The following is an 8970-nucleotide window of genomic DNA, read 5'->3' as shown; positions in this document are numbered from 1 at the left end:
GGTGAGGGTGTCGGTGGGGTGGAGGGTGATGCGGACGGGGATGGTGTTGATGAAGAGTCCGATCATGGTTTCGATGCCGGGGATGTGGGGTGGGCGTCCGGAGACGGTGGTGCCGAAGGTGATGTCGGTGGTGCCGGTGTGGGTGGCGAGGACGAGGGCCCAGGCGGTGTCGATGATGGTGTGGAGGGTGAGGTCGTGGGTGCGGGCCACGGTCCGCAACGCATCCGTCTCCGCGGCCGTCAGTGCCACCACGCGCTCCGCGCAGGGACCCGCAACCCGGTGAGGATCGAGACCCGGTGCGAGCCGTGTAGCGTCCTCGACACCCTCGAGCGCACGACCCCACGCGGCGACGGACGCCGAGACGTCGCGTGTGYCCAGCCATTCGAGGAAATCACGGTACGGCGGCACCGGCGCAAGAGCATCGGGATCGGCGTGGTGCTCATAGAGCTCGAGGAGTTCGTGCAGCAGTAGTGGGGTGGACCAGCCGTCGAGTACCAGATGATGGTTGGTGAGCACCAGGTGGTGGTCGTCGGGGCCGGTCGTCACGAGGGTGAATCGCAGGAGAGGCGGCTCGGCCGGGTCGAACGGCGCGGCGCGGTCCGCGCTGACGATGTCGCCGAGTTCTTCGGCGGGACGGTGTGCGGTGGTGACGTCGTGGTGCGCCCAGGCGAGAGCAGTGGTCGTGACGACCTGTACCGGTGTGCCGTCCGCCGTGTGAGTGAAGGCCGTGCCCAGGTTCGGATGACGACCGAGCAAGGCTGCCACGGCGTCGCGGAGACGGTCGGCGTCGAGGGGTCCGTCGATGTCGAGGACGAGTTGGACGACGTACGCGTCGGCAGCGGGGCCGCCGAGTTCGGCGTGGAAGAGAAGACCGGCCTGCAAGGGGGTGAGGGGCCAGACGTCGGTGAGGGTGGGGTAGTGCTGGTGGAGTGCGTCGAGGGCGGGTTGGTCGAGGTGGACGAGGTCGAGGTCGCTGGGGGTGAGCCGCCCGGCTCCGGGTCGGCTGATGTGGTCGGCGAGGGCGGTGAGCGCTTCGGTCCACAGCTCGGCGATGTCGTCGACATCGGTCGCGGCAAGGACACCGGCGGCGTAGGACCACGTCGCCGTCAGCCGTGCAACGCCCTCCGTGACGACCGTCGCGGCATCGATTGTCAGGACGGCGGCAGCGGCAAGGTCCGAGTCGGGTCGTCGGCCGAGATCCACATCCGTCACAGGCATCCAGCCCGCCTCCGGACCTGACGGCGGGTGGTCGAACCGGCCGAGGTAGTTGAGGGTGATTTGGGGTTGGGGGAGGTTGCGGAGTTGGGTTGCGGTGTGGGGGTTGAGGTATCGGAGGGGRCCGTATCCGGTGCCGTGGTCGGGGGTGGTGTGGAGTTGTTCTTTGATGGTGGTGAGGGCGTGTCCGGTGGTGGGTCCGCCGGTGAGTGCGTCGTGGAGGTCGATGTCGGTGAGGTCGAGGAGGGCGGGGTGGATGGTGGTGAACCAGCCGATTGTTCGGGTGAGGTCGGCGCCGGGGATGTGGGGGTCGGTGCGGCCGTGGCCTTCGATGTTGACGAGCAGGGTGTGGGTGGGGGTGTGGTGTCGGTGGCGCCAGGTGGTGACGGCGAGGGCGAGGGCGGTGAGGAGGGCGTCGTCGATGCCGCAGTGGTAGGTGGTGGGGAGGGTGGTGAGGAGGGTGTGGGTGGTGTGGGGTGGGAGTTCGGTGGTGGTGTGGGTGGTGGTGTGTTCGGTGTCGTGGGTGGGGTCGAGGGGTCGGGTGCCGAGTGGGGGGTCGGGGGTGGTGAGGATGTGGCGCCAGTGGGGGAGTTCGTGGGTGTGGTGGGTGGTGGTGTCGGTGAGGGCGTGGGMGTAGCGGCGGGCGCTGGTGGTGACGGGTGGGAGTGTGGGGGTGGTGCCGGTGGTGTGGGCGTGGTGGGCGGTGGCGAGGTCGGGGATGAGGATGCGCCAGGAGACGCCGTCGGTGGCGAGGTGGTGGATGGTGAKGAGGAGGTGTCCGGGTTGGGTGCGGGGGTCGAGCCAGACGAGTTGGAGCATGATCCCGTTTTCGGGGTCGAGTCGGTGTGTTGCGGCGTCGAGTTGCGTGCGTGCCATCGCGGCGAGGTCGTTGTCCGGGTCCGTCTCGACCGCGACGTGGGTGATGAGGGGTGCGGCCGCGATTGTTCCGGCCGGTGGGATTTCGAGGACGGTGTCCTGGTCTGATGTTCCGCGTCGCAGTCGGGCTCGGAGCATGTCGTGGTGGTCGAGGACTGTCTGCACGGTGGCGGTGAGGGTGTCGGTGTCCAGGTCAGGTGGCGCGGTGAGCAGGACCGATTGGCAGTACGTGTCGAGGTTGCCACCGCGCTCGAGCAACCACCGCGCGATCGGCATGAGCGGTGCGGTCCCCACGCCACCGCCGGGAAGCTCGGCCAGCACGTCCGGGTTCCGGGTGGCCGCCACCTCGGCGAGGGCGGCCACGGTCTGGTGCTCGAAAACGTCGCGGGGAGTGAGGAAGACACCGTCCTCGTGGGCGCGGGCCACCAACTGGATGGCCATGATGCTGTCGCCACCGACTGCGAAGAAGGACTCGTCGGCGCTCACGGACGGCACGCCGAGGACCTCCGCGAAAACCTCGGCGAGGGCCATCTCCGTCGCGGTCGCCGGAGCGCGACCCGTGGAGACGCGTTCGGCAAAGTCGGGTGCGGGCAACTGCCGGCGATCGAGCTTGCCGTTCGGGGTCAGCGGCAGGCGGTCCAGGACCACCAGCGTTGCCGGCACCATCTGCGGTGCGAGAGTCGTCCGGGCGAAGCCGAGGACCCGCTCGATGTCGACAGCCCTCGTCTGTTCACCGTCCCGGGCGGGTACGACGTACCCGAACAGGCGCTCGGTGCCTCGGTCGTCGGAACGGACCGACACCGCGGCCTGTGCGACATCCGGGTGGCGGACGAGCGTGGCCTCGACCTCTCCTGGCTCGATCCGGTAGCCGTGCAGCTGAACTTGGGCGTCACTACGTCCGAGGAACTCGAGTTGACCCTGCGCGTTCCAGCGTGCGAGGTCGCCGGTGCGATACATGCGTCCTCCGCGCCCGGCCGGGTCCGCCACGTACCGGGTCACCGTCAGCCCGGATCGGTGCAGGTACCCACGGGTGACCTGGTTCCCGGCAACGTACATCTCGCCGGTCACTCCGGTGGGTACGGGGTGGAGCCGCCGGTCGAGGACGTACACGCGCAGTCCCGGAATCGCCCGGCCGATGACCGACCGCGCAGCGGGACGGGTATCGCCGAGGGGATGCCTGCTCACGTGCACGGTGGTCTCGGTGATGCCGTACATGTTCACGAGCTGGGGTCGGGTGGATTCGTGCCGGTCGAGCCAGTCGACGAGGTGACCGTGCTCGAGGGCTTCGCCGCCGAAGACGACGTACCGCAACGCCAGGTCGGTCGGCTGGTTCCGTTCCGCCGTGGCCAACTGGGCGAACGCGGTGGGAGTCTGACACAGGACCGTCACCCGCTCCCGGCGGAGCAGGCCCAGGAACTCGTCGGGTGACCGTGCGGTGACGGTGTCGACGACGACGAGGCGGCCACCGTGCAGGAGGGCGCCCCACAACTCCCATACCGAGAAGTCGAAGGCGGCCGAGTGGAAGAGCGTCCACACGTCGGTCTCGGCGAAGTCGAACGCAGGCCGGGTGTTGTCGAACAGCGTCGTGACATTGCGGTGTGTCACCACGACACCTTTCGGGCGTCCGGTCGACCCCGAGGTGTATACGACGTACGCGACCGCGTCGGGGGTGAGCCCGGCCCGTCGCTCCGGATCGGTGATCGGTTCCGGCGACAGACCCATCAGGTGCGTGCGTGTGTCCGCGTCGTCGACGAGCACCGTGGGAAGGTCCCGCCGCAAGCGGGCCGCGTGATCGGTCGAGGAGACGAGACACACCGGGGCGGCGTCGGACATCGCGGCGTCGAGCCGGTCCGCCGGGTGACCGACGTCGAGAGCGAGGTAACCGGCTCCCGCTTGCTGTGCGGCCAGCAGGGCGACGACCAGCTCGACCGAGGGTGGCAGTGCCACGGCGACGACCGTGTCGGGGGCGGCGCCCAGTTCGACGAGATGCCGGGCGAGTCGGTAGACGCGGGCACCGAGTGCCGCGTAGGTGAGCGTTTCGTCGGCATCGGTCAGCGCCGGTTCGCCGGCGAAGCGGTGGACGGACCGAGTGAACCGGTCGGCGAGTGTGGCCTCGGCTGGTTCCGCCACGGGCGAAGGGGGATTATCGGCATGGCGCAGGGCATTGCACCCGGTCGTCAGCGTGGCCCGTTCGGTGTCGTCGAGGAGGTCGACGTCCCCGACTGGCCGGCCGGGGTCCGCGGTCACCGAGTCGAGGAGCCGGAGGAAGCGTACCGCGACACTCTCGACGGTGGTGCCGTCGAAGATGTCGGTGGCATAGGTCAACGCGGCCGACAGGCCGGGGTGTGCGGGGTCCGCATGTTCGCGGAGGGTGAGCTGAAGGTCGAACTTCGCGAGGGGCGGAGCGTCCTCGGCGACCGTCACCGTCAGGTCCGGCAGCTCGAGGCGGAGTGGTACCTCGGTCCCATAGTCGATCAGGACCTGGAACAACGGTGTGTGCGTCGTGGACCGCTCCGGCGCCAGCACGTCGACGAGCATCTCGAAGGGCAGGTCGGCGTGCATGAATGCACCGAGGTCCGCGTCGCGGGTTCTGGTCAGCACTTCGCGGAACGAATCGGCCGAGCCGACCGGGGTCCGGAGGACGAGCGTCCCGACGAACATGCCGACGAGTTGGTCCAGCCGGGGATCGGGGCGGCCGGCGACGGGGGTGCCGATCACGACGTCGTCCGTGTCGCACAGGCGGGCGAGGAGGACCGCGAAGGCCGCATGCAGAGTCATGAATGTGGTCGCCCCGGTGCTCCGCGCGAGCGCACGCAGGCGGTGGTGTACGTCGGCGGGGATCTCGAAGCGGATCGACTCGCCGTGGTGGGTGCGGTGGGTGGGTCGGGGTCGGTCGGTGGGGAGGGGGAGGGTGTCGGGGAGGTTGGTGAGTGTGGTGGTCCAGTAGGTGGTGTGGGTTTGGGTGGTGGGGGTGGGGTGCTGGGGTGTGCCGAGGAGTTGGTGTTGCCAGTGGGTGTAGTCGGTGTAGGTGAGGGGTAGGGGTGTGGGGTGGGGTGGTTGGTGGTGGGTGTGGGCGGTGTAGGCGGTGGTGAGGTCGTGGGTGAGTGGGGTGAGGGAGTGGCCGTCGGCGGCGATGTGGTGGAGGACGAGGGTGAGGGTGTGGTGGGTGGTGTCGAGTTGGTAGAGGTGGGTGTGGAGGGGGGTGTCGGTGGTGAGGTCGAAGGGTTGGGTGGTGTCGGTGTTGATGTGGTGGGGGAGTTGGGTTTCGGTGGTGGGGGTGGGTGTGAGTGGTGGGGTTGTGGGGTGGGGGTGGATGTGTTGGGTGGGGTGTCCGTGGTGGAGGGGGTAGGTGGTGTGGAGGGGTTGGTGGCGGTGGATGAGGTCGGTGAGGGCGTGGTGGAGGGCGGTGGTGTCGAGGTGGCCGGTGAGGTGGAGGGTGAGGGGGATGTTGTAGGTGGGGGTGGTGGTGTCGTATTGGTTGAGGAACCAGATGCGTTGCTGGGCTGGCGATAACGGTGCGTACTCCGGTTCTTCCGCGGCGGCGGTCAACGGGGGGCGGGGTTCAGATCCGGTGTCGTCGAGGAGCAGTCGCGCCAGTGCGCGCGGTGTGGAGGCCTCGAACAGGCTCCGGACGGCGAGGTCGGTGTGCAGGCTCGCGTTCACACGGGCGACGGCCCGGGTCGCCGTCAGAGAGTCTCCACCCGCCGCGAAGAAGTCGTCGTCCACTCCCAGACTCGACAGATCGAGTGCCGCGGCGAGGGTTTCCGCGACGGTCTGTTCGAGTGGGGTGGCCGCCGACACCTGCGCGGGGAGCGGGGTGGATCGGAGGGCGCGGAGTGCGTCGCGGTCGAGCTTGCCCGACGGCGTCCGCGGAATCACGTTGATTTCGACGACCGCGGACGGAACGAGCTGTGCGGGAAGCCGACCGGCCAGGTAGTCGCGGAGTTCGCGGGGTCCGGCCGCGCCGGTGGTCGTCACGTAGGAGACCAGTGTCGCGTCCTGGCCGCCTGTGTCCGGGCCGCCCGTCGAGGGGAGTGTCGCGCTGAACGTGACCGCCGGATGGCCCGACAGCACCGCGTCGATCTCGCCGGGTTCGATCCGGTACCCACGAACCTTCACCTGCGAGTCGCTGCGACCCAGGTATTCGAGGACGGCAGACCCTTCGCGTGCGGTGTTCCAGCGGACGACATCACCGCTGCGATACATGCGACCGCCCGGCGGGCCGAACGGATCGGCGACGAAACGGGTGGCGGTGAGTGCGGGCTTGCCGTGGTATCCGCGGGCGATCGCGTCGCCCGCGATGTACAACTCACCCCGGGCCCGGATCGGGACCGGTTGCATCCGAGCGTCGAGTACGACCTCCGTGACGCCGCGGATCGGGCCACCGATCACATTCGCACCGTCGGCGGCCGGATCGTCCGAGATATCTGCCGCCACAGTGCTTTCCGTCGGTCCGTACGCGTTGATGAGTCGACAGTGCGGAGACCACCGGCGGATCACCTCGGGGGTGCACTTCTCCCCGCCGGTCACGACGCACTCGAGGTCGTCCAGGCGCCCCGGGTCCAGGGTGGCCAGCGTCGTGGGGGTCAGGAAAGCATGGGTCACCCGGCTGTCGGCGAGATGCCGACGCAGTTCATCTCCGCCGTAGATCGTGGTGGGCACGATCACCGCCGTGGCTCCCGCGGACCACGTGAGCAGATACTCGAGTACCGACGCGTCGAAGCTGGGAGACGCGAAATGCGCCACCCGGGACGCTGCGGTCACCCCGGTACGCTCGCGCAACGTGGTTGCGAGAGAGTTCAATCCACGATGACCGACCACCACCCCTTTCGGAACCCCGGTGGACCCGGATGTGTAGATCAGGTACGCCGCATTGTCGGGGCGGATCGTGGGCGCCGGACGAGCTTCCGAATCACGGGTGTGTGGTAGCCGGCCGGCACCCGTGCCCTCGATGTCGATCCATGTGACGGTGTCCGGCAGCGCGTCGCGACGGCTGCTCGTGGTGAGCCCGACGAGGACTCCGGAATCGGTGACCATGTGCTGGATGCGGATCTGCGGATACGTCGGGTCGACGGGCATGAACGCGGCGCCGGTTCCGGCGACGGCCCAGACGGCGAGGACTGACTCGAGGGACCGCGGTATCGCGATGGCGACCACGCTTTCCGGACCCACGCCCGACTCGACGAGACGGTCGGCAAGGAGCAATGCGCGGGCCTCGAGTTCGGCGTACGTCAGCCGGCGGGCCCCGTCGTCTACGGCGACGGCGTCGGGCGAGCGCTCGGCGGCGTCCGCGAGGATCGCGCCCAGGGTCCGCGGCTCCTCGGCCGCCCCACCCCGGGCGGGCACCACGGCTCGCTGCTCCGCAGCATCCAGCAGGTTCAGGCGGGCGATCGGCAGGGACGCGTCGGATCCCATGGCGACGAGCACACGCGCCAGTTGTCCGAGGATCGCGTCGACGCTGTCGGCGTCGAATGCCGACAGCTGGAAGATGCCCCGCAGGTGGAGTGTGGTGTCGGTGGTGGTGGCGAGTGCGAGGGGGTAGTGGGTGGCGTCGGTGGCGGAGGTGGTGGTGATGGTGAGGTCGGTGGGTGGGGTGGTGGTGTGGTGGGGGTAGTTCTCGTGGACGGTGWTGGTGTCGAAGGTGGTGGCGTGGGGGTTGGGGATGTGGGTGAGGGGGAGGTGGTGGTGGTCGAGGAGTTGTGTGTGGGTGGTGTGGGTGCGTGTGAGGAGGGTGGTGAGGGTGTCGGTGGGGTGGAGGGTGATGCGGACGGGGATGGTGTTGATGAAGAGTCCGATCATGGTTTCGATGCCGGGGATGTGGGGTGGGCGTCCGGAGACGGTGGTGCCGAAGGTGATGTCGGTGGTGCCGGTGTGGGTGGCGAGGACGAGGGCCCAGGCGGTGTCGATGATGGTGTGGAGGGTGAGGTCGTGGGTGCGGGCCACGGTCCGCAACGCATCGGTGTGCTCCCTTGACAGCGAGACCCGATACTCCTCGGGGAAAGTGGATGGGATGCGGCCGCGCGCGGACGGCACCAGGATCGTGGGTCCTTCCAGTCCGTCGAGGACGTCGGCCCACGCGGCCCGGCTCTCCTCGAGTGACTGCTGGGTGAGCCACTCCAGGTAGCGGCGATACGGGAGGAGTCGCGGCACAGCGCCGGGGTCGGCGTGGTGCTCGTACAACTGGAGGAGTTCGTGCAGGAGAAGGGGCGTCGACCAGCCGTCGAGCAGGATGTGGTGATGAGTGAGGGCGACCTGGTGGTGGGTCGGTCCGTGCGTGATGAGCGTGAGCCGGAGCAGGGGTGGCGCGGTCAGGTCGAACGCGGTGGTGCGGTCGGCGGTGACGATGTCGTGAGCGACCGTCGCGTCACGCTCGGCGCGGAGATCGTGGTGATTCCAGGGAAGTATTGCAGGAGTGACGATTTGAATCGGGGTGCCGTCGTGAGTGTGTCCGAAAGCGGCGCGGAGGTTCGGGTGACGGCCGAGAAGGGTGTCCGCGGCGTCGCGGAGACGGTCGGGATCGAGGGGTCCGTCGATGTCGAGGACGAGTTGGACGACGTAGGTGTCGAGGGCCTGGCTGGTCAGTTCGTGGTGGAACAGGAGACCGGCCTGCAAGGGGGTGAGGGGCCAGACGTCGGTGAGGGTGGGGTAGTGGTGGTGGAGTGCGTCGAGGGCGGGTTGGTCGAGGTGGACGAGGTCGAGGTCGCTGGGGGTGAGCCGGCCGGCGCCGGGTCGGCTGATGTGGTCGGCGAGGGCGGTGAGCGCTTCGGTCCACAGCTCGGTGAGCTCGGTGACGTCGGCCGCCGGCAGCACACCGGGCGGATACACCCAGGTGGCGCGCAGGATCGGGGCGCCCCCTGACTCGTAGACGTAGGCATTGAC

The 8970-nt window shown here is 69.0% G+C and carries 1 protein-coding gene; it reads right to left on the bottom strand.

Going from position 1 to position 8970, the window contains the following annotated elements:
• Window positions 1-8970, bottom strand: an 8970-nt coding sequence (locus tag AC1D1G_RS36655; RefSeq protein ID WP_477955963.1) for an amino acid adenylation domain-containing protein, incomplete at both ends; no start/stop codon positions are given.

Source organism: Rhodococcus sp. P3_B8, assembly GCF_056402775.1.
The sequence above is the reverse complement of the archived record's forward strand: the minus strand, read 5'-3'. Positions and strand labels throughout refer to the sequence as shown.